Origin of the sequence: Rhodoferax sp. GW822-FHT02A01 (genome assembly GCF_038784515.1) — a bacterium.
Lineage (GTDB): Bacteria > Pseudomonadota > Gammaproteobacteria > Burkholderiales > Burkholderiaceae_C > Allorhodoferax.
On record NZ_CP152376.1, the window covers coordinates 1,162,899 to 1,185,350 of the forward strand.

19 protein-coding genes are annotated in these 22,452 nt (G+C 60.4%); 18 read left to right on the forward strand and 1 reads right to left on the reverse strand.

Going from position 1 to position 22,452, the window contains the following annotated elements; genetic code table 11:
- Position 1: 1 nt before the first annotated feature.
- The 11 genes from AAGF34_RS05560 to AAGF34_RS05610 all read left to right on the forward strand — a co-directional run bounded on the left by AAGF34_RS05560 (position 2) and on the right by AAGF34_RS05610 (position 14,210).
- Positions 2 to 520 carry a methylenetetrahydrofolate reductase C-terminal domain-containing protein gene (locus tag AAGF34_RS05560; protein ID WP_342619624.1) on the forward strand — a complete coding sequence of 173 codons (519 nt, stop codon included), beginning with the start codon at positions 2 to 4 and terminating at the stop codon, positions 518 to 520.
- Entirely contained in the window at positions 517 to 1,536 is a 1,020-nt protein-coding gene (locus tag AAGF34_RS05565; protein WP_342619625.1) for a methylenetetrahydrofolate reductase, read from the forward strand. The genes AAGF34_RS05560 and AAGF34_RS05565 overlap by 4 nt, the downstream gene beginning before the upstream one ends.
- On the forward strand, positions 1,533 to 2,447 hold the full coding sequence (locus tag AAGF34_RS05570; protein WP_342619626.1) for a methyltetrahydrofolate cobalamin methyltransferase: 915 nt from the start codon (positions 1,533 to 1,535) through the stop codon (positions 2,445 to 2,447). The genes AAGF34_RS05565 and AAGF34_RS05570 overlap by 4 nt, the downstream gene beginning before the upstream one ends.
- Before the next feature lie 42 nt (positions 2,448 to 2,489).
- Positions 2,490 to 4,520: an ASKHA domain-containing protein gene (locus tag AAGF34_RS05575; RefSeq protein WP_342619627.1), complete on the forward strand. Its 2,031-nt coding sequence runs from the start codon at positions 2,490 to 2,492 to the stop codon at positions 4,518 to 4,520.
- 53 nt (positions 4,521 to 4,573) lie between these two features.
- Complete coding sequence (locus AAGF34_RS05580; RefSeq protein ID WP_342619628.1) at positions 4,574 to 5,509, forward strand: choline ABC transporter substrate-binding protein; 936 nt, start codon at positions 4,574 to 4,576, stop codon at positions 5,507 to 5,509.
- A 90-nt stretch (positions 5,510 to 5,599) separates the two neighbouring features.
- Positions 5,600 to 7,057 (forward strand): betaine-aldehyde dehydrogenase, encoded by a 1,458-nt coding sequence (betB, locus tag AAGF34_RS05585; RefSeq protein ID WP_342619629.1) that lies wholly within the window; start codon positions 5,600 to 5,602, stop codon positions 7,055 to 7,057.
- Positions 7,058 to 7,459: 402 nt separating this feature from the next.
- Positions 7,460 to 9,121: a choline dehydrogenase gene (gene betA / locus AAGF34_RS05590; RefSeq protein ID WP_342619630.1), complete on the forward strand. Its 1,662-nt coding sequence runs from the start codon at positions 7,460 to 7,462 to the stop codon at positions 9,119 to 9,121.
- Positions 9,122 to 9,437: 316 nt separating this feature from the next.
- Positions 9,438 to 10,517 carry a betaine--homocysteine S-methyltransferase gene (gene bmt / locus AAGF34_RS05595; RefSeq protein WP_342619631.1) on the forward strand — a complete coding sequence of 360 codons (1,080 nt, stop codon included), beginning with the start codon at positions 9,438 to 9,440 and terminating at the stop codon, positions 10,515 to 10,517.
- The gene (locus AAGF34_RS05600) at positions 10,517 to 12,556 is read left to right on the forward strand and encodes a hydantoinase/oxoprolinase family protein (RefSeq protein ID WP_342619632.1); all 2,040 of its coding nucleotides are present in this window, start codon (positions 10,517 to 10,519) and stop codon (positions 12,554 to 12,556) included. Before bmt ends, AAGF34_RS05600 begins: the two co-directional genes overlap by 1 nt.
- 47 nt (positions 12,557 to 12,603) lie before the next feature.
- Positions 12,604 to 12,996, forward strand: a complete 393-nt coding sequence (locus AAGF34_RS05605; protein ID WP_342619633.1) for a hypothetical protein — start codon at positions 12,604 to 12,606, stop codon at positions 12,994 to 12,996.
- A 206-nt stretch (positions 12,997 to 13,202) separates the two neighbouring features.
- Entirely contained in the window at positions 13,203 to 14,210 is a 1,008-nt protein-coding gene (locus AAGF34_RS05610; RefSeq protein WP_342619634.1) for an NAD(P)H-quinone oxidoreductase, read from the forward strand.
- A gap of 44 nt (positions 14,211 to 14,254) precedes the next feature.
- On the opposite strand, the gene AAGF34_RS05615 is transcribed toward AAGF34_RS05610, so the two are convergent.
- On the reverse strand, positions 14,255 to 14,863 hold the full coding sequence (locus AAGF34_RS05615; protein ID WP_342619635.1) for a Crp/Fnr family transcriptional regulator: 609 nt from the start codon (positions 14,861 to 14,863) through the stop codon (positions 14,255 to 14,257).
- 226 nt (positions 14,864 to 15,089) lie between these two features.
- On the opposite strand from AAGF34_RS05615, the gene oxc reads away from it, so the two are divergent.
- The 7 genes from oxc (at position 15,090) to AAGF34_RS05650 (ending at position 22,448) form a co-directional block, all read left to right on the forward strand.
- Positions 15,090 to 16,811, forward strand: a complete 1,722-nt coding sequence (oxc, locus tag AAGF34_RS05620; protein ID WP_342619636.1) for an oxalyl-CoA decarboxylase — start codon at positions 15,090 to 15,092, stop codon at positions 16,809 to 16,811.
- Between the two features lie 44 nt (positions 16,812 to 16,855).
- Entirely contained in the window at positions 16,856 to 18,127 is a 1,272-nt protein-coding gene (gene frc, locus AAGF34_RS05625; protein WP_342619637.1) for a formyl-CoA transferase, read from the forward strand.
- A gap of 77 nt (positions 18,128 to 18,204) precedes the next feature.
- Entirely contained in the window at positions 18,205 to 18,636 is a 432-nt protein-coding gene (locus tag AAGF34_RS05630; RefSeq protein WP_342619638.1) for a PAS domain-containing protein, read from the forward strand.
- A 17-nt stretch (positions 18,637 to 18,653) separates the two neighbouring features.
- Complete coding sequence (gene frc, locus AAGF34_RS05635) at positions 18,654 to 19,904, forward strand: formyl-CoA transferase (protein ID WP_342621038.1); 1,251 nt, start codon at positions 18,654 to 18,656, stop codon at positions 19,902 to 19,904.
- Between the two features lie 318 nt (positions 19,905 to 20,222).
- Complete coding sequence (locus AAGF34_RS05640; RefSeq protein ID WP_342619639.1) at positions 20,223 to 20,552, forward strand: hypothetical protein; 330 nt, start codon at positions 20,223 to 20,225, stop codon at positions 20,550 to 20,552.
- 79 nt (positions 20,553 to 20,631) lie between these two features.
- The gene (locus AAGF34_RS05645; protein ID WP_342619640.1) at positions 20,632 to 21,399 is read left to right on the forward strand and encodes a fumarylacetoacetate hydrolase family protein; all 768 of its coding nucleotides are present in this window, start codon (positions 20,632 to 20,634) and stop codon (positions 21,397 to 21,399) included.
- A 38-nt stretch (positions 21,400 to 21,437) separates the two neighbouring features.
- The gene (locus tag AAGF34_RS05650) at positions 21,438 to 22,448 is read left to right on the forward strand and encodes a 2-dehydropantoate 2-reductase (RefSeq protein WP_342619641.1); all 1,011 of its coding nucleotides are present in this window, start codon (positions 21,438 to 21,440) and stop codon (positions 22,446 to 22,448) included.
- The last annotated feature ends 4 nt before the right edge of the window (positions 22,449 to 22,452 follow it).

A 22,452-nucleotide genomic window follows, 5' to 3' on the forward strand; every position in this document is an offset into this window, starting at 1 on the left:
TATGTATTCCGTTCGTCTCTGGTCTGTACGCCATGCCCGTGGGCTGGAGAAGTTTTACAGCGCATTCGAGAAGGCCTTTGTGGCCCTGCATCCGGTATGGAACTGGATCGGTTACGAACGGGTGGAAAAACCCATCGCCGCTCTGGAGAAAGTGACCAAGGGCTTTCTGTTTGACTGCAAGATGTGCGGCCAGTGTGCCCTGAGCTCTACTGGCATGTCGTGCTCCATGAACTGCCCCAAGAACATCCGCAACGGCCCCTGTGGCGGCGTGCGTGCCAACGGGCATTGCGAGGTCAAACCCGAGATGCGCTGCGTCTGGGTGGAAGGCTTTGCCGGAAGCGAACGCATGGTGGAGGGAAAGAAAGCCATCCGCATCGTGCAATTGCCGGTGGACCGTCGCCTGGAAGGACGATCCTCCTGGCTCAAGGTGGCCCGCGACAAGAATCCGCCGCCGCCCAAGCCTGCCAGCCCGGTTGCCGCCGCCCCTTCCGCCACCAGCAGCACTCCCAAAGCACCATGAAATTTGAAGACGAACCAGTTCCGGGCTATCCGCTGCCCATCCTGCCGGGCCACACTTCGCCGGGGCGCCTGGAGCGGGTGCTGCGTGCGGGTGCGTTTGCGGTAACCGCAGAGCTGGACCCGCCCGATTCGGCAGACCCGGAAGACGTCTACAAGCGCGCCCGCATCTTCGACGGCTACGTGGACGCCATCAATGCCACCGACGGCAGCGGTGCCAACTGCCATATGTCCAGTATGGCCGTGTGCGCCCTGCTGACCCGCGTGGGCTATGCACCGGTGATGCAGATTTCCTGCCGCGACAAGAACCGCATTGCCATCCAGGGCGACATCCTGGGCGGTGCGGCCATGGGTGTGGCCAACATGCTGTGCCTGTCCGGTGACGGCGTGCAGTCGGGCGATCACCCGCAGGCCAAACCGGTGTTTGATCTGGACTGCATGTCACTGCTCAACATCGGCCGCACCCTGCGTGATGAACACAAGTTCCAGAGTGGCCGCAAGGTGACCTATGCGCCGCGCGTGTTTTTCGGCGCTGCGGCCAACCCCTTTGTGCCGCCCTATGAATGGCGCGCCGAACGCATTGCCAAGAAGATCGCCGCCGGCGCCCAATTCCTGCAAACCCAATACTGCTACGATGTTCCCCGCCTGAGAACCTTCATGCAGCAAATGGAGGATCTGGGCTTGCTGGACAAGGCATTCTTCCTGATTGGCGTGGGCCCGTTGCGCACCGCCAAGGCCGCCGAATGGATGCGCACCAATGTGCCGGGCATCCACATTCCGGATTCCGTGGTCAAGCGCATGGCCGGGGCCGAAAAGCCCGCCCAGGAAGGCCGCCAGATCTGCATTGACCTGATTCAGGAGATCCAGGAAATCAAGGGCGTGTCGGGCGTGCATGTCATGGCCTACCGCCAGGAAGAATCCGTAGCCGAAATCATTCAGAAATCCGGTGTACTCAAGGGGCGCGTCCCTTGGTACCCCGAACGCGATACCCATCAGACACTAACAAAGGAAACAACGTGACCGATACCATCATCAGCTCCGCCACCAAAGAAGTGGTGATCGGCTTTGACCGCCCCTTCGTCATCATCGGCGAACGCATCAACCCCACAGGCCGCAAGATCATGGCGGCCGAAATGCTGGCCGGTGACTACAGCCGCGTCGTGGCCGATGCATTGGCCCAGGTGGAAGCCGGTGCGCACATGCTGGACGTCAACGCCGGCATCCCGCTGGCTGATGAACCCGGCATGCTGGCCAAGGCCATCCAGCTGGTGCAGTCCGTCACCGACGTGCCGCTCAGCATCGACTCCTCCATCGTCGCCGCGCTGGAAGCCGGTCTGGCCGTCTACAAGGGCAAGGCCCTGGTGAACTCGGTCACCGGCGAGGAAGACCGCCTGGAAACCGTGTTGCCGCTGGTCAAGAAATACGGCGCCGCCGTAGTGGCCATCTCCAACGATGAAACCGGCATCTCCCAGGACCCCGACGTGCGTTTTGCCGTCGCCAAGAAGATTGTGGAGCGCGCATCCGACTACGGCATCCCCGCCTCCGACATCGTGGTGGACCCGCTGGTCATGCCCATTGGCGCCATCAACCAGGCTGGCGTGCAGGTCATGCAACTGGTGCACCGCCTCAAGACCGAGCTCAAGGTCAACACCACTTGTGGCGCATCCAACGTGAGCTTCGGCCTGCCCGAGCGCAACGGCGTGAACGCGGCTTTCCTGACCATGGCCATCGCCTCGGGCATGACATCTGCTATCACCAACCCCTTGCACGCCGAAGTGGTCAAGGCCATCATGGGTGCCGACGTGATGATGGGCCACGACCCTGACTGCATGCGCTGGATCCGCAAGTTCCGTGAAGCGCCTGCCATGGGCGCCGACGGTGAAATGGGCCGCGGCCGCCGCGAAGGTGGTAGCCGCCGCCGCCGCGAGTAATCCCTCTTCCGCGTGATTCGTGCATTCGTCAGGAGCCTGTGATTGAGCAATAAAGACCCCTTGGTCGTTTTCACCCCTTCGGGGCGCCGTGGTCGTTTCCCCCTGGGCACACCGGTGCTGCAGGCAGCGCGCTCTTTGGGCGTGGACATTGACTCCGTCTGCGGAGGCCGCGGCATCTGCGGCCGCTGCCAGGTGCTGGTATCCGAGGGCGAGTTCCCCAAGCACGGCCTCACCTCCAAGGTGGAAAACCTCTCGCCCGTGGGCAAGGTGGAGCAGGAATACTGCGTCACCCAACCGCTGGCCGAAGGCCGCCGTCTGTCGTGCTCGGCCCAGATCCTGGGTGATGTGGTGATCGACGTCCCCTCCAGCAGCCAGGTGCACAAGCAGGTGGTGCGCAAGGAAGCCGAAGCACACGATGTGGAGCTGGACCCGCTGATCCGTCTGCACTATGTGGAAGTGCAGCAGCCTGACATGCACGACCCCAGTGGCGACCTGCGCCGCCTGGAAGACGCGCTGGAATTCGAATGGCGTCTGACCGATCTGGCCTGTGACGTCATCGTGGTCCAGCAATTGCAGAAGGCCCTGCGCGCCGGTGAGTGGAAGGTTACGGTGGCGGTGCATGCGGGCCATCAGATCGTGGCGGTCTGGCCCGGCTTCAAGGAACACGTCTACGGCCTGGCCGTGGACATTGGCTCCACCACCATAGCCGCCCACCTGTGCAACCTGGCATCGGGTGAAGTGGTGGCCTCGGCGGGGCTGATGAATCCGCAGATCCGCTTCGGCGAGGATCTGATGAGCCGCGTGTCCTACGTGATGATGAATCCGGGCGGCGACAAGGAAATGACGGCTGCCGTGCGCGAGGCACTCAACACCTTGGCCACCGAAGTGGCGGCCCAGGCCGGCATCACGCCGCAGGACATCCTGGAAGCCACCTTTGTCGGCAACCCCATCATGCACCACCTGCTGCTGGGCATTGACCCCACCGAACTGGGTGGCGCACCGTTTGCGTTGGCAACCGACCGCGCCATCACCCTGTGGGCGGTGGAGATTGACTTTGCCATCCACCGCAACGCCCGCATCTATGTGCTGCCCTGCATTGCAGGACACGTGGGTGCGGACACTGCCGGTGTGCTGCTGGCCGAACGCCCAGACCTCACCGACAAGATCACCCTGCTGGTGGACGTGGGCACCAATGCCGAAATCGTGCTGGGAAACAACCAGCGCCTGCTGGCCTGCTCCAGCCCCACCGGCCCGGCCTTTGAGGGCGCGCAGATCAGCTGCGGCCAGCGCGCGGCACCTGGCGCCATCGAGCGTGTGCGCATCGATCCGCAGACGCTGGAGCCGCGCTTCAAGGTGATCGGTTCCGACCTGTGGTCCGACGAGCCCGGTTTTGCCGAAGCGGTAGCAGGCACCGGTGTCACCGGCGTGTGCGGCTCCGGCATCATCGAGGCGCTGGCCGAGATGTACCTGGCCGGCATCATCCGCCACGACGGCACCATCGACGGCGCCCTGGCCGCGCGCAATCCGCGTATTCAGGAAGATGGCCGCACCTTCTCCTACGAGCTGTACAAGGCCACGGCCGAGGCCCGCGCCCTCAAGATCATGCAAAACGATGTGCGCGCCATCCAGCTGGGCAAGGCTGCGCTGTATGCTGGCGTGCGCCTGCTGATGGAGCGGCTCAACATCAGCACGGTGGACCGCATCCGTCTGGCCGGTGCCTTTGGCAGCCACATCGACGTGAAATACGCCATGGTGCTGGGCATGATTCCCGACTGCCGCCTGGACCACGTCTCCTCGGCGGGCAATGCCGCCGGTACCGGGGCACGCATCGCGCTGCTGGACCAGCGCTCACGCAAGGACATCGAGGCGCTGGTGCGCCGGGTAGAAAAAATCGAAACGGCGGTGGAGCCACGCTTCCAGGAATTCTTTGTGGAGGCCATGGCCATTCCGCACCTGAACGCGCCGTTTGAAGAATTGCGCAAGGCAGTGCAACTGCCTGAGCGAACCATGTCCAGCACCGAACCCAACCAACGAGGGCGCAGACCCTCGCGGCGCGACCCCAAGCCCTCCTAGGGCTTGGCGAAAACCGGCAACAGCGTAAGTCCTTTTTTTACAGGAGTGTCCCCATGAAGATGAAAGTAGCAGGAATCGTCACCGCCATTGCAGCCCTGGCTGCCCAATCCGCACTCGCCGATGACGCGAGCTGCAAGACCGTGCATTTCGCCGACGTCGGCTGGAGTGACATCGCAGCCACCACCGGCATGGCGTCCGTGGTGCTCGAAGGCCTGGGTTACAAGCCCACCGTCACCATCGCCTCCATTCCAATTGCATTCGCCGGGATGAAGAAGAAGCAGATCGACGTGTTCCTGGGCTACTGGAATCCTTCCATGACTCCGCAGATCGAGCCCTTCGTGAAGGCCGGTGACATCAAGGTGCTGGACACGCCCAACCTGGTGGGTGCCAAGTACACCCTGGCCGTACCTACCTACCTGTTTGACAAGGGCTTGAAGACCTTTGCCGACATCGCCAAGTTCGAGAAGGACCTGGGCGGCAAGATCTATGGCATCGAACCCGGCAACGACGGCAACGCCCTGATCGCCGGCATGATCAAGGACAACAAGTTCGGCCTGAAGAACTTCAAGATGGTCGAATCCTCAGAAGCCGGCATGCTGATCGAAGCCCAGCGCGCCATCAAGGACAACAAGGCCATCGTCTTCCTGGGCTGGGAACCCCACCCCATGAACGTGCAGATGAAGATGAGCTACCTCTCCGGTGGCGACGACATCTTCGGACCCAACCTGGGCGAAGCCAAGGTTTATACCGCCATTCCTCCCTCGTATGAGAAGAAGTGCCCCAACGTCTACACCTTCCTGAAGAACCTGCAGTTCACCACCGACATCGAGAACCAGGTCATGGGTCCCATCCTGAAGAAGGTCAAGCCCAATGTCGCTGCCAAGGACTACCTCAAGAAGAACCCCGGCACCGTGGACAAATGGCTGGCTGGCGTGACGACCTTGGATGGCAAGGACGGTTTGGCAGCAGTCAAGGCCGCGCTGAAGTAAGCACCCCGCTTTTTTACGGTGCACACTCCGACGCGGCCTGGCCGGGTCGGAGTTTTTTTATTGGGGCTTTGCAAGCCCGCAAGGATTGATATGAGTGAAGCAAGCATTTCCAGTTTCGTGAACGGCAAACACCTGCAAGGCGGTGGCGAGCGTTTTGATTCCATCAACCCCGCCACCGGCAAGGCCTATGCTGCGGTGCATGACGCAACGCAAGCCGACGTGGACGCAGCTGTTGCCGCTGCGCAAGCCGGCTTTGCCGTGTGGTCAGCCATGACTGGCACCGAGCGCGGGCGCATTCTGCGCCGCGCCGCCGACATCCTGCGCAGCCGCAACGAGGAGCTTGCTGCACTCGAAGTGCAAGACTGCGGCAAGCCACTGCAAGAAGCGCTGGTGGTGGACGTGATGAGCGGCGCTGACTGCATCGAGTACTTCGCCGGCGCAGCGGCCACCCTCACCGGCCAGCAGTACCCGCTGAAGAACGCCTTTGCCTACACCCGCAAGGAGCCCCTGGGCGTGTGCGTGGGCATTGGCGCCTGGAACTATCCCATCCAGATTGCCTGCTGGAAATCGGCCCCCGCGCTGGCCGCCGGCAACGCCATGATCTTCAAACCTTCCGAGCTGACCCCGGCCACCGCCGTGAAGCTGGCCGAGGTCTACCTCGAAGCCGGTGTACCGCCGGGCGTGTTCAACGTGCTGCAGGGCCGCGGCGCCACCGGTGCCATGCTGGCCGCACACGAAGGCGTGGCCAAGGTATCCGTCACCGGCTCGGTTCCCACCGGCAAGAAGGTAATGCAGACCGCCGCCGGAACCCTCAAGCGCGTGACCATGGAGCTCGGTGGCAAATCGCCCCTGGTGATCTTTGACGACGCCGACCTGGAGCAGGCAGTGGCCGCGGCCATGATGGGCAATTTCTACACCCAGGGCGAGGTCTGCACCAACTGCACCCGCGTCTTCGTGCAGCGCGGCATTGCCGATAAGTTCCTGGCCCGCCTGAAAGAGCGCACACTGCTGCTACGCGTGGGCGACCCCATGGACCCGGTAACTGAAGTGGGTGCACTGATCTCCGAAGCCCACACCGCCAAGGTGATGGACTACATCGCCAGCGGCAAGGCCGAAGGCGCGACTCTGGTCTGCGGCGGCGAGCGTGTGGCCGTGCCCGGCCTGGGCTCCAATTTCGTGGCGCCCACCATCTTTGCCGACTGCAAGGACGAGATGCGCATCGTGCGCGAAGAGATCTTTGGCCCGGTGCTGTCCATGCTGACCTTCGATACCGAAGAAGAAGCTGTGGCCCGCGCCAACCTGTCGCGCTTCGGCCTGGCTGCCGGCGTGTTCACCACCAACATCCAGAAGGCCCACCGCGTGGCGGGCCAGCTCAAGGCGGGCATCTGCTGGATCAACAACTACAACATCACACCCATCGAGATGCCGTTTGGCGGCGTGGGCGAATCCGGCATCGGCTCCGAGAACAGCATGGCCGCGCTGGACCACTACACGCAGCTCAAGACGGTGTATGTGGAGATGGGTGAAGTGGCTACCGGTTATCGCTGAAACCCCCTTCCTTTTTTGGGCCAACGTGGTAATTCATTGCACTCCAGGTCATAGGTCACTTCGGACACAGGACGGCATGGCACTCTGCGCCGTCCGTGTCCCCCGGCCTTCGGCCTCCTCCTTTACCTACCGGCGCAGAGTGCCATGCCGTCCTGTGTCTGCAAGCACTGTTGGTGCGCGAAGAATTTGGAGTCCGGTCTTTCTCCGGCTTTGGCGTACCAACCAGGCAGGCTGCCGTGGGCGCTGGGGTGGATGGTGCAGCGGCATAAAGGAGGAGCCCGAAGGGCGGGGGACAGCCGCGGAAGCATTCACCCCAGCGCCCACGGCGTACACCAGGCCGCATAGAGGACTTTGACCTCACAGGCAATTCGACCCAACACCAACTTTCGCCAAAATAAAGCCATGGAAAAAGAATTCGACTACATCATCATCGGCGCCGGTTCGGCCGGCAGCACCCTGGCCTACCGCCTGGGCGAAGACCTGAACACCCGCATCCTGGTGGTCGAGGCCGGCCCGATGGACCACAACCTCTTCATCCACATGCCCAGCGGCTTTGCCTACCCCATGGCCAACCCCCGCTACACCTGGATGTACGAAGCCGAAGCCGACCCCGGAATGAATGGCCGACGCGTGCACTGCCCGCGCGGCAAGACGATTGGCGGCTCAAGCAGCATCAACGGCATGGTCTACATCCGTGGCAATGCCGAGGACTACAACGGCTGGGCCGAGAAGTTCAACCTGCCCGACTGGAGCTACGCCCACTGCCTGCCCTACTTCCGCAAATCTGAAACGCGCGAGAAGGGTGGCGATGAGTACCGCGGCAGCGAAGGCCCGCTGCGCGTGCACACCGGCGAGTGCAAGAACCCGCTGTACAACGCCTTCATCGAAGCCGGGCAGCAAGCCGGCTACGCCTACACCGCCGACATGAACGGCTACCAGCAAGAGGGCTTCGGCCCCATGGACATGACGACCTACAAAGGCCGACGCTGGAGCACAGCCATGGCCTACCTGCGCCCGGCTCTCAAGCGCGGCAACGTCAAGCTGCTGCCCAATACGCTGGCCAGCAAGATCCTGTTCGAAGGCAAGGACAACCCGCGCGCTGTCGGCGTGGCGCTGGACTGCGGCGGCCAGCGCATCGAGGTGCGGGCACGGCGCGAAGTCATCGTCAGCAGCGGCGCCATCAACTCACCGCAGCTGCTGCAGCTCTCCGGCATCGGCAACGCCGATCTGCTCAAGCCCCTGGGCATCATGGTGGTGGCCGACCGCAAGGGTGTGGGCGAGAACCTGCAGGACCACCTGGAAACCTATGTGCAGTACGCCTGCAAGGAACCCATCACGCTGTACTCGGCCAGCAAGCCGCTGGCCATGGGCATGATTGGCGCGCAGTGGCTGCTCACGCAAAAAGGGCTGGGCGCGACCAACCACTTCGAGTCCGGCGGCTTCATCCGCAGCGACGCCGGTGTGAAGCACCCGGACCTGCAGTACCACTTCCTGCCCATGGCGGTGCGCTATGACGGCAACTCGCCGGTGGAAGGCCATGGCTTCCAGGCCCACGTAGGCCCCATGCGCTCCACCAGCCGCGGCCATGTGCGCATCCGCACGGCCAGCCATCTGGATGCGCCCACCATTGTGTTCAACTACATGAGCAACGAGCAGGACCGCAAGGAATTCCGTGCCGCCATCCGCCTCACCCGCGAGGTGTTCGCACAAAAGGCCTTTGACCGTTTCCGCGCAGAGGAGCTGTCGCCCACATCGCAAGTACAGAGCGACGCCGAAATCGACGAGCACATCCGCAACCAGGCCGAAACCGCCTACCACCCCAGCTGCTCCTGCCGCATGGGCACCGACGACATGGCGGTGGTGGACAGCCAGGGCCGGGTGCACGGCGTGCAGAACCTGCGCGTGGTGGACGCGTCCATCATGCCCCTCATCGTCAGCGGCAACCTCAACGTCCCCACCATCATGATGGCCGAGAAGATTGCCGACGCCATCAAGGGAACCGCCCTGCCACCCTCCAAGGCGCCGGCCTGGGTGCACCCGAACTGGCAGACGCAGCAACGCTGAAGCCATAGGGGACCACGGGTTGGAATCTGGTCGCCTTCTTGATATTCATGGGCAGTTCAGTCACTACACACCAACACTGCTCGCAGTCGACAGTATCGGGGCGGATGGTGAAGCGAAATAAAGGAGGAGGCCGAAGGCCGGGGGACATTCGCGTAACCATCTGCCCCGGTGCTGTCGACCTACACCAGCTTGTGCGCCGCCGTTCTGCATGCGGACGTCCCCTTTACTGGGCCACAGTCATGGGCTTTGACTCTCAGGCAAAATCGGGGATCCAACGACTCCACTTCGCACGCCCTGCAAAGGGCCCGACTGCCCCATGACATCCACCGCCCCCAACCGCTTCACCGAACTACTTGCAACCCGTCCCTGGCTGCTGGCCGATGGTGCTACCGGCAGCAACCTGTTTGACATGGGACTGATGTCCGGTGATGCGCCCGAGCTGTGGAACACCGAACATCCGGACCGCATCACCAAGCTGCACCAGAGCTTTGTGGATGCCGGTGCCGACATCATCCTCACCAACAGCTTTGGCGGCACGCGTTACCGTCTGAAATTGCACAAGGCCGAGGACCGCGTTGCCGAGCTGAACACGGCTGCCGCACGCATTGCACGCGCCGTGGCTGACAAGGCGGGCCGCCCCGTGGTGGTGGCCGGAAGCATCGGCCCCACTGGCGAAATCATGGAGCCCATTGGCCCGCTGACCAAGGCACAAGCTGAAGAAGCCTTTGCCGAGCAGGCCCGCGCACTGGCTGCCGGTGGCGCCGACGTGATGTGGATAGAGACCATGTCCTCGCGCGAGGAAGTGGAAGCCGCTGTGGCGGGTGCGGGCAGCGTGGGTCTGCCCGTGGTGTGCACACTGAGCTTTGACACCAATGGCCGCTCCATGATGGGTATTTCGCCCAGCGATTTCGCCGACCTGCAAAAGACGCTGACACCGCACCTGGCTGCCTGCGGCAGCAACTGCGGCGTGGGCGCTTCTGAGATGGTGGCCTGCATCCACAACCTGTCTACCGCCATGGGCCCGGAAGCCGTGCTGGTGGCCAAGGGCAACTGCGGCATTCCCCAGTACGTGGAAGGCAAGATCGTCTACAACGGCACACCCGAGCTGATGGCCGTGTATGCCCGCATGGCGCTGGACTCCGGCGCACGCATCATTGGCGGCTGCTGCGGCACATCACCGAAGCACCTCAAGGCGATGAAGGACGCACTGGACGCCCACACCAAAGGCCCGGCCCCCGAGCTGGAAGAAGTGGTGGCCGCGTTGGGTGAAGTTTCTACCGGTGCGCGCGCCCAGTGGGGTGGCGAACAAAGCCGCGCTGGCGGCGCTGCTGCAGGCGCCACGCTGAACCGCGGACGTGGCCGCCGCGCCGGTAGCGCAGGCAAGACCGAGTCGTGATGGCGGGGACGGACAAGCCCGCGGCACCTGCTTCTGTCAGCTACCTGATCGGTGTAGACACCGGCGGCACCTATACCGATGCCGCGGTCATCGAGGCGCGCGGCCACCGCATCATTGCCACGGCCAAGGCCATCACCACCAAGGGTGATCTGGCCGTGGGCGTGGCCGAGGCCATTACCCAAGCGCTGGCCAAACTGCCGCACGAAGTGCCGCCGCAGAGCATCGCCATGGTGTCGGTGTCCACCACGCTGGCAACCAATGCCGTGGTCGAAGGCCATGGCAGCGCCACCGGCGTGGTGCTCATCGGCTTCGATGCCGCCATGGTGGAGCGCACCGGCATTGCCAAGGCCTTCCCCGACATTCCCATGGCCGTGGTGGCCGGTGGCCACAACCACGCCGGTGACGCGATCTGCCCGCTGGATACCGCAGCGCTGGAAGCCGCACTGGCTGGCATGAACGCCAAGGTCGACGCGTTCTCGGTGGCATCCACCTTCGCGGTGCGCAACGCGGCCCACGAGCACGAAGCGCGCGACCTCATCGTGGCCCGCACCGGCAAACCGGTCACGCTGTCCACCGAACTCTCTTCCGCGTTGGACGCGCCGCGGCGCGCACTCACGGCTGTGCTCAACGCCCGGCTGATCCCGCGCATCTCGGGTCTGATCGACGCGGTGCAACGCGCCATGGCCCAGCTGGACATTGCCTGCCCGCTGATGATCGTCAAGGGCGACGGCTCGCTGGCGCTGGCGGAATCCGTGGCCACACGCCCGATCGAGACGGTGCTCTCCGGCCCCGCGGCCAGCCTGGTGGGCGCGCAGTGGCTCAGCGGCCTGGACAGCTTCATCCTCTCCGACATGGGTGGTACCACCACCGATCTGGGCCTGCTCATCGACGGCCGCCCCAAGGTGAAAGAAGAAGGTGCTGAAGTCGGCGGCTGGCGCACCATGGTGCGCGCCATTGATGTGCGCACCATCGGCCTAGGCGGTGACAGCGAGATCACGGCGTTGGCCAATGGCAAGATCACAGTCGGTCCGCAGCGTGTGGCGCCGGTGTCGCTGATTGCAGCACGCTATCCCGCGGTGCTGTCCATGCTGCGCGCCGATCTGGACGATGTGGAAGGCGGCGGTTCCATGCACGGCAAATTCGTGCTGCTGCCCTTTGCCGCCGATAGCGACAAGGCTGCCAATGGCCTGAGCGCACGCGAGGCCGAGATGCTGCAAACCATCACGCACGAGCCCAAGCCCCTGCGCAAGCTGGCTACGTCCTTGAGCGCCCAGCGCGCCATCAGCAGCCTGCAGCGCAAGGGCCTGATCCAGGTCAGCAGCCTCACCCCCTCGGACGTGTCGCACGTGCTGGGCCTGCAGGACAACTGGTCCGCCGAGGCAGCCACCATGGCCACGCAACTGGCGACCCGCTTGCGCGACATGAAGATGCCCACACCGGAGCGCACCCGTGCCTTTGCGACCCAGGTGTGGTCCGAAACGGTGCGCCTGACTGGCTTGGCCATTCTGCAAACCGCCTTTGGTGTGGACATGGCCGACAACGCGCTCACCCAGGCCGTGTGCACGGGTGACGGCAAGCTCGGGTTGGCCGCGGTCAGCCTCAAACCCACCATTCCCGTGGTGGCCGTGGGCGGCCCGGTGAAGGTGTACTACGAAGAAGTGCAGCGCCGCCTGGGTTGCGAGCTGGTGTTCCCCGAATTCTGCGAAGTGGCCAATGCCGTGGGCGCAGCCACTGGCGTGGTGGCGCACAGCGTGACGGTGGAAGTGATGGGCGACGGCACCGGCCTGTTCCGTCTGCATTCCTACGCCAGCACCAAGCAGTTCACCAATCCGCACGAAGCGCTGGCCGAAGCACAAGCCCTGGCCGAGCAACTGGCCCACGATGCCGTGGTTGAGATGGGTGCGCCCAAGCCTCAGGTGAAGCTCAGCATCACCAAGCAATACATGCCCAACGCCCGCGGTGAAGAAGGCCTGCTGCAGGCCGTCATCGTGGCCGAGGCCATTGGCCGCCCCAACGCCGCGGCAGAGGTTGCTGCCTAGGCCGTGGTAGTGGTTACCATGGCGGGCACGCATGCACGGGCCTGACCATGGAATTCATTTTTGAAGTACTGTTCGAGATCTTTGGCGAGCTGATTCTGCAAGTGCTGTTTGAAGCACTGGCCGAGGTCGGCATCCACCTCACGCGCCGCCATGCCGATGCGCAGCCCCGCAGTGGCTGGCGTCTGATGATTGGCTATTCCGTGCTGGGTCTGATCGTGGGGGCGCTCAGCCTGCTGGTGTTTTCGCACTCGCTGGCGCACAGCCACAACGGCCGTCTGGCCACACTCCTGCTGGTGCCCCTGCTGGCTGCGCTATCCACCGTGCTGCTGGGCAAACTGCGCACACGCAAAGGGCAGACACTGGCCGGGATTGACCGCTTCATGTATGCCTACCTGTTTGCCCTGGGCATGGCCAGCGTGCGCTACTGCTGGGCGCAGTAGTCACTTGGCGACATAGAACACAACAGGCTCACACAGGGTCGCCTGTTGGAGCAGATTTGCTTGCGAAAGCCGTTCTGCGAAATGGCCATTCGTGTGGACGGTGGATTGCAACTTCGTTACAGTGCGCTAAAAATGCACCTCCTCGACGGGGACTTGGTGCCCCATGCACTCCATCCAACAACCTCTTTCAACCGACTGACCAGATCATGAAAATCATGGGTATCTCCCAGCCCGGAGGGCCGGAAGTTCTTCAATACACCGATGCACCCGACCCGCATGCCGCGCCCGGGGAAGTTGTCATCGACGTGGTGGCTACGGCCGTCAATCGCGCAGATCTGCTGCAACGCCAAGGGTTCTATCCCGCACCCGCGGGCGCACCAGACTGGCCTGGTCTTGAGGTGAGCGGTCGCATAAGCGAAGTGGGCGAAGCCGTACGCGGATGGTCTGTGGGTGATCCCGTGTGCGCCCTGTTGTCAGGTGGTGGTTATGCGCAAAAAGTGGCGGTTCCGACCGGGCAACTGCTGCCGGTGCCGGCGTCGCTACCCTTGGAAGACGCAGCCGCCTTGCCGGAGGTGGTTTGCACGGTCTGGAACAACCTGTTCATGGTGGCCGGTCTTCAAGCCGGTGAATGGCTGCTGGTACACGGCGGGGGGAGCGGTATTGGGACCATGGCAATCCAGATGGCCCGACGCCTGGGCGCCAGGGTTGCGGTTACAGCGGGAAGCGCCGACAAGTTGGAGCGCTGTCGCGCGCTGGGAGCCGAACTGCTGATCAACTACCGCGAGCAGGACTTTGTCGAGCAAATGCGTGCGCATACGGCTGGGCACGGAGCCGATGTCATTCTGGACATCATGGGTGCCAAGTATCTGGGAAAGAACGTCGACTGTCTGGCCTACAAGGGGCGTCTTGTGGTGATTGGTTTGCAGGGTGGCACCAAGGCGGAAATCAATCTTGGGACACTCCTGTCAAAGCGCGGCAGCTTGCACGCCACAGCTCTGCGCAGCCTGTCGCCACAGAACAAGGCAGAGGTTGTGGCGAGTGTGATGCAAAACGTCTGGCCCCTTGTGGAGGCAGGAGAAATCCGCCCCATCATTCACTGCCACTTGCCACTTACCGCCGCAGGGCAAGCGCATGCCTTGGTGCAGGAGTCCTCCCATGTCGGCAAAGTGGTGCTGACCGTGCAGCAAGACCAGAAAGTCCGGCAAACGGCCTAACCGCTGACGCCCCCCGAGGCTGGAAACACAGAGGCGGCAAGCAATCAGATCTTGCCGCTGTGCTTGAGTCGACTCAGGGTCTCAGGTGCCAGATTGAGGTAGGAAGCCAGTTCCTTCTGGGGGAGATGTTCAAGCATTTCAGGGTGCTTGCGCATGAACCGTTGAAAACGCCCCGGCGCATCCAGCAGATGCAGGGTAATGATGTGCGCCATGATCTCGGTCATCACCTGCATGACGTTGAATTCGAACTGCTGCAACAGCTGTGGACGCTTTTCGAGGAAGGCGACCCAATCCACCAGCGGCAGACAGGCCACTCGCGACTTGGTAACGCTGACGATGGCATACGGAGTGGGTGTGCCCGTTCGCCACGCAGCGTAGCTGGTTTCCATGTCTGCCTCACCCGAAAACCGCAGAATCATTTCCTTGCCAGCAGGATTGGACACGACACGTTTGAGAATGCCTTCGAGAACAAAATACTGCGCCATGTCGCGGACGCCCTGATTGCGCAAGAAGTCGCCCTTGCGGGCATCAATAATTTCCAGATGGGGCTCCAGCGCCGCAAAGTCCTCCGCACTCAAGCCCTGCAGCGACTTGTGTTTCTTTATCTGCAAGCGGATTACGTTGTGCTCCGGATGATCAACCAAGGGAGTCATATCTAGACCCGTTTCCTTTTTTTTTCAGAATCTTGACCGCCGTCATTCGTTGGTCGATAACGCCCAATTGATACTTGATCCAAGCACAGAAGTATACGTTGTAGCACTGTGTGGAAAGTAGGCAAAAGCGACCGGAAAGAAGAGGGGCCAAGTCGTCACCACCTTGGACCTTCAAGATCATCCAACGCGTTTGCCCCCGAAGTCAAGAAGAAAGAGACAACCCATCATGCCAAACGAATCGGCCACGCAAGAAATGACAGACGGATTTCACCTCGTCATAGATGCCCTCAAACTCAACGGGATAGATACCATCTACGGGCTCCCCGGCATTCCCATCACAGACCTGACCCGTATGGCGCAGGCTGAGGGGATTCGCGTCATTTCTTTCCGTCACGAACAAAATGCGGGCAACGCAGCAGCCATTGCCGGCTTTTTGACGCAAAAGCCCGGCATTTGTCTGACGGTGTCAGCCCCCGGCTTCCTGAACGGCTTGACTGCTTTGGCCAACGCTACGACCAATTGTTTCCCCATGATTCTTATCAGCGGGTCCAGCGAGCGTGAAATCGTGGATTTGCAGCAGGGTGACTACGAGGAAATGGATCAACTCGCCATTGCCAAACCCCTGTGCAAGGCGGCCTATCGCGTGTTGCACGCTGAAGACATTGGCGTCGGCATCGCGCGTGCCATCCGATCGGCTGTGTCCGGGCGTCCCGGTGGTGTCTATCTTGATATGCCTGCCAAATTGTTTTCGCAGACCATGGAGGCGCAGGCGGGCAAACGTTCGTTGATCAAGGTTGTGGACGCCGCGCCGCGCCAGATTCCTGCACCCGACTCGGTGCAACGCGCTTTGACGTTGTTGAAGGATGCCAAACGTCCCCTGATCCTGTTGGGCAAGGGCGCAGCCTATGCCCAGGCAGATGCGAGCATTCGCGCGCTGGTGGAGAAGTCAGGCATTCCCTATCTGCCCATGTCCATGGCCAAAGGGTTGTTGCCCGACAACCATGCGCAATCGGCATCTGCTGCACGCTCGTATGTGCTGGCAGAAGCAGACGTCGTGCTGCTGGTTGGCGCTCGTCTGAATTGGCTGCTGTCGCATGGAAAGGGCAAGACCTGGGGAGGTGACAAGGCGAAGGACCGCAAGTTCATCCAGATCGACATTGCGCCGACCGAAATGGACAGCAACGTTGCCATCGCTGCACCCTTGGTGGGAGACATCGGCTCCTGCGTGTCCGCACTGGTGGATGGCATGGGCGCCAACTGGGCCAAAGCACCTGCCGACTGGACGTCTGCAGTGTACGAGCGCCGCGACAAGAACGTGGTCAAGATGGCGGAGACCTTGTCCAAGAATCCGCCTGTCATGAACTTCCATAGTGCCCTGGCGGCAATCCGGGAGATCGTCAAGGCCAATCCCGAGGCTGTGCTCGTCAACGAGGGTGCCAATACGCTGGACTTCACCCGCAGCATCGTGGACATGTACCAACCTCGCAAGCGACTGGATGTAGGTACTTGGGGCATCATGGGCATCGGCATGGGCTATGCCGTCGCAGCCGCTGTGGTTACCGGCAAGCCTGTCATCGCCATCGAAGGGGACAGCGCCTTCGGCTTCAGCGGTATGGAAGTGGAGACCATCTGCCGCTACAAGCTGCCTGTGTGCGTGATTGTCTTCAATAACAACGGCGTTTATCGCGGCACCGATGTCAACCCGTCGGGTGGAGCCGATGTTGCTCCCACGGTGTTCGTCAAAGGTGCGCGCTACGACGTGATGATGGAAGCCTTCGGTGGCGTGGGCGTCAATGCAACCACACCAGCAGAGCTGAGCAAGGCACTGAAAGAGGCCATTGCGTCGGGCAAACCCACCTTGATCAATGCGGTGATCGATGAGACTGCGGGTACAGAAAGCGGACGGATTACCAGCTTGAATCCGCAGACTGCCGCACAGAAGAAATAAGTTCGTAAGTTAGTCAACAAGAGCCATTTACAGGAGATAGCAAAATGTCAAACAAACCACTCAGCGGTATCAAGATCATCGATTTCACGCACGTGCAAGCAGGTCCTGCATGCACCCAGATGCTGGCCTGGTTCGGAGCTGACGTGATCAAGGTGGAGCGTCCAGGATCCGGTGACGTCACGCGGAGCCAACTGCGCGACATTCCCGAAGCCGATGCGTTGTACTTCACCATGCTCAACAGCAACAAGCGCTCGTTGACACTCGACACCAAAACGCCAGAGGGCAAGGCCATCCTGGAGAAGATGATCAAGGAATCTGACGTGATGGTGGAAAACTTCGGTCCTGGTGCCTTGGATCGCATGGGCTTTACATGGGAACGCATCCAAAGTCTGAACCCCGGCATGATTCTGGCGTCGGTCAAAGGCTTCAGCGACGGACACCACTACGAGGACCTGAAGGTTTACGAGAACGTGGCCCAGTGCGCAGGTGGCGCAGCATCCACAACCGGCTACTGGAAAGGCGAGAATTCCGGCCCCACGATCAGCTCTGCTGCGCTGGGCGACAGCAACACCGGCATGCACTTGGCAATCGGTATTCTCACTGCATATATTGGCAAGCAGAAGACTGGCAAGGGTCAGAAAGTTGCCGTCTCCATGCAGGATGCCGTGCTGAACCTGTGCCGCGTGAAAATGCGCGACCAACTCCGCTTGGACAACGTGGGTTACCTGGAAGAGTACCCACAGTATCCGCACGAAATGGAAGCGTTCAAGGACGGTGTGGTACCACGCGGTGCAAACGCGGGCGGTGGCGGCCAGCCGGGCTGGATTCTGAAGTGCAAGGGCTGGGAAACCGATCCCAATGCCTACATCTACTTCACCATTCAGGGACATGCCTGGGGCCCCATCTGCGATGCACTGGGCAAACCGGAATGGAAGGAAGATCCTGCGTACAACACGCCACGCGGACGTCAGCCGCACATCATGGACATCTTCGCCACCATTGAAGACTTCATCAAAGACAAGACCAAGTACGAAGCAGTCGACATCTTCCGCAAGTTTGACATCCCCTGCGCACCCGTGCTGTCCATGAAAGAACTCCTGCATGACAAGTCACTGCGTGCCAGCGGCTCCATTGTGGAAGTGCCACACAAGGTACGCGGCAGCTACTTCACGGTCGGCAGCCCCATCAAGTTCTCCGACCTGAAACCCACGGTCACTGCCTCTCCCCTGTTGGGCGAACATACCGACGAGGTACTTGCCGAACTGGGCTATAGCAGCGAACAGATCAAGTCCTTGCGCACAGCCAAGGCTGTCTGAGCACAATAGCCAAATTGACTGGGTTGTATTCGTAGCCAGACGACGACCCAGTCCTCATGACATCATTGGAGAAGTTCATGCAAGACATAGATCCCGCAGCGCTGGTAGCCGCACTGGGCGATGCAGTCATGGTGTGTGATGCGACTGGTGCAATTACCTATTGGAATGCAGCCTGCGAGCGCATGTTTGGCTACACCGCGGCTGAGGCAATGGGCCGTTCCATGGACATCATCATCCCGGAACGGCTGCGTGGGCGCCATTGGGAGGGCTATCACCAGACGATGGCCAGCGGTGTCACCAAATATGGTTCCGATGTGCTGCGGGTTCCTGCCGTCGACAAGCAAGGTAAAAAGATGTCCATTGCCTTCACGGTAGCGCTGCTGTATGCGCCGGATGGCAAAGTCAATGCCATAGCTTCGGTAATCCGTGAGGAAACCAACCGATTCAACGAAGACCAGGCGTTGCGCAAACGTGTAGCGGAACTTGAGGCGAAACTAAGTAATAAATAGAGCCAGGAAGACAAATGATGAGCAAGAAGGCGCTAGACGGGGTAAAAGTCCTCGACTTCACACATGTCCAATCAGGGCCTACCTGCACGCAGTTGCTGGCCTGGTTCGGCGCAGACGTTATCAAGGTAGAGCGCCCCGGCGAAGGGGACGCAACACGCGGACAACTGCGTGACATTCCTGGAGTGGACAGCCTCTACTTCACGATGCTCAACCACAACAAGCGCTCGGTCACCATCAACACCAAGAAAAAGGGGGGTATGGCCGTTCTGGATCGCCTGATCAAAACCTGTGATGTGATGGTCGAGAACTTCGCTCCTGGCGTATTGGAGCGCATGGGCCTGACCTGGGAACGCATCCAGGAACTCAATCCGCGCCTGATTGTTGCGTCAGTCAAGGGATTTGGCCCAGGCCCCTATGCCGATTGCAAAGTCTATGAAAACGTTGCCCAGTGTGCTGGCGGTGCTGCATCGACCACTGGGTTTGACGACGGCCCTCCTCTGGTAACAGGTGCACAGATTGGTGACAGTGGAACCGGTCTGCATCTGGCACTGGGCATCGTGGCGGCACTCTACCAACGCACGCACAGCGGTCGCGGACAGCAGGTGCTGGCTCCCATGCAAGATGCGGTGCTCAACCTGTGCCGCGTCAAACTGCGGGATCAGCAACGTCTGGAACGCACCCATACGATGCACGAATATCCCCAATATCCCGATGGCAAATTTGGCGACGTTGTGCCACGCGCCGGCAACGCCTCCGGCGGAGGACAGCCAGGGGCCATTCTCAAGTGCAAGGGCTGGGAAACCGACCCCAATGCGTATATCTATTTCATTACGCAAGCAGCAGTGTGGCCAGCAGTTTGCAAGGTCATTGGCGAAGAGGATTGGATCACCGATGAGGCCTATGCCACACCGCAGGCACGGTTGCTGCATCTCAAGCCCATCTTTGCACGCATTGAGCAATGGACACAGACCAAGACGAAGTTCGAGGCCATGGACATTCTCAACCGATATGACATCCCCTGCGGTCCCATTCTTTCGATGAAGGAAATAGCGGCTGACAGGTCACTGTACGAATCTGGCACCTTGGTCGAAGTGGATCATCCCACGCGTGGTAAGTATCTGAGTGTGGGCAATCCCATCAAACTGTCGGATAGTCCCACCGAGGTTACACGCTCTCCGCTTCTGGGAGAGCACACGGATGAAGTGCTGGTACAGCTTGGATTCAATACCAGCGAAATCGAAAATCTGCGTCAGGAAGGAGCCATCTGATGGTCTCCATGAATACAGGTAACTCCGACGCTTTCCGAGCCTATCGATTCCGTCCCAAACGGAATTAATAGGTATGCCGCTATCCGGTGCGTGCATGGCACCGGATAGGCAGTTTTGATCTTTTGCCGCCTCGGGCGGAAATATTTTGAATACCTTTGGCCTTCAATGGAGGGGGCTTGCTGCGCGCTTGCGCATTCACAGTTGAACCGTCGTAGTCATAACGCATAGCAAATGGTCTTGATAAATATCTTTAACTTTTATTTATGGGTTGCTCAATCTACATTGACAGCATTCCCAATCACTTTTATGGAGTTGTAAATGTTCAAAGATGAAATCACTCAGCCAACATATAGCGGAATTGATCGCGACGCCTACAACGCCGCCTTCTATGAGATAGGACTTAACTGGTACTGGGACGAAAAAATATATGCCGATCTCACATGCCAGTTCGATAGCCCTGCAGAACAAATACAGCACTATTTGAACGCACAGCATCCTCACCTGCTGCGGGTGTATGACGCAACCTTCTTGACGGATCTCATCCAATCCAAGATGGCCGAATATTGCACACGTGCATCCAGTCCATCCAAGCAATTCTCCAGAAATTATCAACGGCGACATGTATCCACACATCAGATTGGTTTCTGAGGTGAATGCATCAGTAACCACACGCGCAAATCATCGGGTCATTTTTCGCCACAACAACTCCAATCATTGAAAGTACGACATGCAGAACAAATGGCTTCGCTTTGAATATGCCGGCAAGACGGGTTTTGGAACCTTGATCGATGACTCGGTCCATGAGTATCACGGTGATATGTTTTCCCGCAAGGAGAAGACGGGCGTTGTTCTGCCGCTGTCCCAATTGCGCGTGCTGACCCCTACCCAACCCAGCAAAGTCATTGCGCTGTGGAACAACTTCAAGGCCCTGGGCGCCAAGCTGAATCTGGCGGAACCTGCCGAGCCCCTCTACCTTCTCAAGGCGCCCAATTCATTTCTGGCCACAGGGGAAAGCATTCGCCGTCCTCGATGCGATGGCAAAGTAGTTTTCGAAGGGGAGCTTGGCATTGTGATAGGCAAGACGTGTACAGCGGTTCCCGAAGAAGAAGCACTGTCGCATGTGTTTGGGTATACCTGTGCCAACGACGTGACCGTTGCAGACATATTGAACCGGGACGCATCGTTTACCCAGTGGGATCGGGCCAAGGGTTTTGATACGTTTTGCCCGATGGGGCCCGTTGTGGCAACCGGCCTCGACCCTTCGACATTGAGTGTCTGCACCCGACTGAACGGTGAGACACGACAGCATTACCCGGTCAGTGACATGCGATTCCCGGTTCAAAAACTGGTGAGCCTCATATCCCAGGATTTGACGCTGTTTCCCGGGGACGTCATTCTTTGTGGAACCTCCGTAGGTGTCGGATCGATGAAGCCGGGAAGCCACGTTGAGGTAGAGATCGATGGCATAGGCACGCTTTCCAATGTGTATGGCTAGCTAGCGCCCGTTACAAATTTTAATATGAGGAGACAAGAATGAAGATCGCGGTGATAGGTGCAGGTTCTATTGGGGGCCTGGTAGGAGCCAAACTCGCACTGGCTGGTGAGGATGTGACTTTCCTCGTACGTGGCGCCAATCTTGCTGCCATTCGTGAGAATGGATTTACGTTGATTTCGGCGGATGGCCAGAAGCAGGTTGCCACATCTGTGCGCGCCACCAACGACTATGCTGAAGCAGGCATACAGGACGTCGTCATATTGGCGATGAAGGCGCACCAGGTCGAAGCGGTGGTTGACGATATCGCGAAACTTATTGGACCCCAGACCTTGATCGTGCCAATGCAAAACGGCATACCCTTCTGGTATTTCGACAACCACGGCGGTACATTCGCGGGCACGCCCATACGCAGCGTTGACCCCACCGGCAAGATCGCCAGTGCGATTCCGGGCCAGCAGATTATTGGGTGCGTGGTGTATCCTGCTTCCGAACTTGTTGCCCCCGGCATTGTGAAACATATCGAAGGGGATCGATTCCCCATCGGTGAGTTGGATGGCACCACTACATCGCGTGTCACGCGCCTGTCGGAATGCTTTGCCCGCGCAGGATTCAAGTCCCCGGTTCTTGACAATATACGTGCGGAGATCTGGCTGAAGTTGTGGGGCAATCTGACCTTCAACCCCATCAGTTGTCTATCCCACTCCACGCTGGAAGACATTTGCCAGTTTCCGCTGACGCGTGATCTGGCTGCCTCCATGATGCTGGAGGCGCAAGCGGTTGCCCAGAAGCTGGGGATTGAGTTTCGGGTTTCACTCGAAAAGCGCATCGCCGGGGCCGAGAAGGTCGGTCGGCACAAGACTTCCATGCTGCAGGACGTGGAAGCCGGGCGCGCACCTGAAATCGATGCTTTGGTCGGCTCTGTTGTTGAGTTGGCCCGCCTGACCGATACGCCAACGCCCCATATTGACACGGTGTTCTCCTTGGTAAAGCTGCTCGCGCGCATGTTGGATACCCAACAGGGGCAGGTCCGACTGCAAAAGCTCGCATAAGCCG